The following is a 2188-nucleotide window of genomic DNA, read 5'->3' on the forward strand; positions in this document are numbered from 1 at the left end:
GTGTCGTCGCCGGCTGAAAAATGACCCCTTGTCGCCGGCCGAATTTTGACCCCTCGTGAGGTCTCCTGGCTCGTGGAGCCGGGAGGTGAAGGGGTGTTGTCCGTGGAGGACTGGGCTGAGATCCGCCGGTTGCGCCGGGCGGAAGGGTTACCGATCAAGATGATCGCGCGGGTACTGGGTGTGTCGCGTAATACGGTGCGGGCCGCGTTGGCCTCGGACGCGCCGCCGCAGTACGTGCGCAAGCCTGTCGGTTCAGCGGTGGATGCCTTCGAGCCGCGGATCCGTGAGTTGCTGCAGGCGTTTCCGACGATGCCGGCGACGGTGATCGCGGAGCGAGTCGGGTGGACGCGTGGGAAGACGGTGTTCGCCGATCGGGTGCGGGAGCTTCGTCCGGCGTATCTGCCGCCGGACCCGGCCAGCCGCACCAGCTACCCGGCGGGGGAGATCGCCCAGTGTGACTTCTGGTTCCCGGATATCCGTCTGCCGGTCGGCTGCGGGCAGGTGCGCACCGCCAAGCAGCTGCCGGTGTTGACAATGGTGTGCGGCTACTCCCGCTGGTTGTCGGCGGTGTTGATTCCCAGCCGCACCGCTGAGGACCTGTTTACCGCCTGGTGGGACCACATCGCGGCGTTGGGGGCGGTGCCTCGGCTGCTGGTGTGGGATGGGGAGGGTGCCGTCGGACGGTGGCGAGCCGGGCGCAGCGAACTGACCGGGGAATGTCAGGCGTTCCGCGGTGTGCTGGGCACCAAGGTCCTCATCTGTCGGCCGGGCGATCCGGAGGCCAAGGGCCTGGTCGAGCGCGCCCACGATTACCTGGAGCGCTCGTTCCTGCCGGGACGGGTCTCACCGGCCCGGCGGACTTCAACGCCCAGCTCCAGGCGTGGCTGGCCCGGGCCAACCGGCGCACGATGCGGGTGCTCGGCTGCGCGCCCACGGATCGGATCGTCGCCGACCGCACCGCGATGATGGCCCTGCCGCCGGTGGCGCCGGCGACCGGATGGCGCAACGGCATCCGCCTGCCCCGCGACCACTACGTGCGCCTGGATGGTAACGACTACTCGGCGCACCCGTCGGCGATCGGGCGACGAGTGCAGGTGAGTGCGGACCTGGACCGGGTGCGGATGTCGTGCGACGGGGTCGTGGTGGCCGACCACGAGCGATTGTGGGCCAAGCACCAGACCGTCTCTGACCCGGCTCACGTCGAGGCGGCCAAGCTGCTGCGGCTGCAACGACTGGGTGTGGTGCGGACACCGGAGCCTGAGGTGCAGACCCGCAACCTGGCCGACTACGACCACCTGCTGGGCGTCACCGACCAGGAGGTGGCCTGATGCCCACCGCCAAGACCGCCCGTGACGTCAGCGCCGAGATCGTCTTCCTGACCCGCGCGTTGAAAGCCCCCACCCTGCGCGACTGCGTGGCGCGGCTGGCCGAGCGGGCCCGCGCGGAGTCATGGACGCATGAGGAGTTCCTCGTCGCCTGCCTGCAACGGGAAGTGTCCGCCCGCGAGTCCCACGGCGGTGAGGGACGCATCCGCGCCGCTCGGTTTCCGGCCCGCAAATCGTTGGAGGAGTTCGACTTCGCCTACGCCCGTGGCCTGAAAAGGGACGCGATCGCGCACCTGGGCACTCTCGATTTCGTTGCCAGCAAACAGAACGTGGTGTTCCTCGGCCCACCAGGCACCGGCAAGACGCACCTGGCCATCGGGTTGGCCATCCGCGCCTGCCAGGCCGGCCACCGCGTCGCGTTCGCCACCGCCGCCGAATGGGTCGCCCGCCTCGCCGAGGCCCACCACGCCGGACGCCTCCAGGTCGAGCTGACCCGACTGGGCCGCTACCCCCTGATCGTCGTCGACGAGGTCGGCTACATCCCCTTCGAACCCGAAGCGGCGAACCTGTTCTTCCAGCTGGTCTCCAGCCGCTACGAACGTGCCAGCATGATCGTGACCAGCAACAAGGTATTCGGCCGCTGGGGCGAAGTCTTCGGCGACGACGTCGTCGCCGCCGCGATGATCGACCGGCTCGTTCACCACGCCGACGTCATCGCCCTCAAAGGCGACAGCTACCGACTACGGGACCGCGACCTCGGCCGCGTCCCCGCCGCCACCAACAAAGAATGAAGATCAACTGATGGCCAGGGGGGTCAGAATTCAACCGGCGCAAGGGGGTCAGTTTTCGACCGGCGTTGACAC

At 68.7% G+C, this 2188-nt stretch carries 1 protein-coding gene and 1 pseudogene; both read left to right on the plus strand.

Annotation, left to right across the window (positions count from 1 at the left end; genetic code table 11):
* Window positions 1–93 precede the first annotated feature (93 nt).
* Window positions 94–1328, plus strand: a pseudogene (gene istA, locus ABTW87_RS30065) (IS21 family transposase).
* Window positions 1328–2116, plus strand: a complete 789-nt coding sequence (istB, locus tag ABTW87_RS30070) for an IS21-like element helper ATPase IstB (RefSeq protein ID WP_350654786.1) — start codon at window positions 1328–1330, stop codon at window positions 2114–2116. Before istA ends, istB begins: the two are co-directional and overlap by 1 nt.
* Window positions 2117–2188 lie beyond the last annotated feature (72 nt).

Origin of the sequence: Micromonospora sp. NPDC126480 (assembly GCF_040302465.1) — a bacterium.
Taxonomy (GTDB): Bacteria; Actinomycetota; Actinomycetes; order Mycobacteriales; family Micromonosporaceae; genus Micromonospora.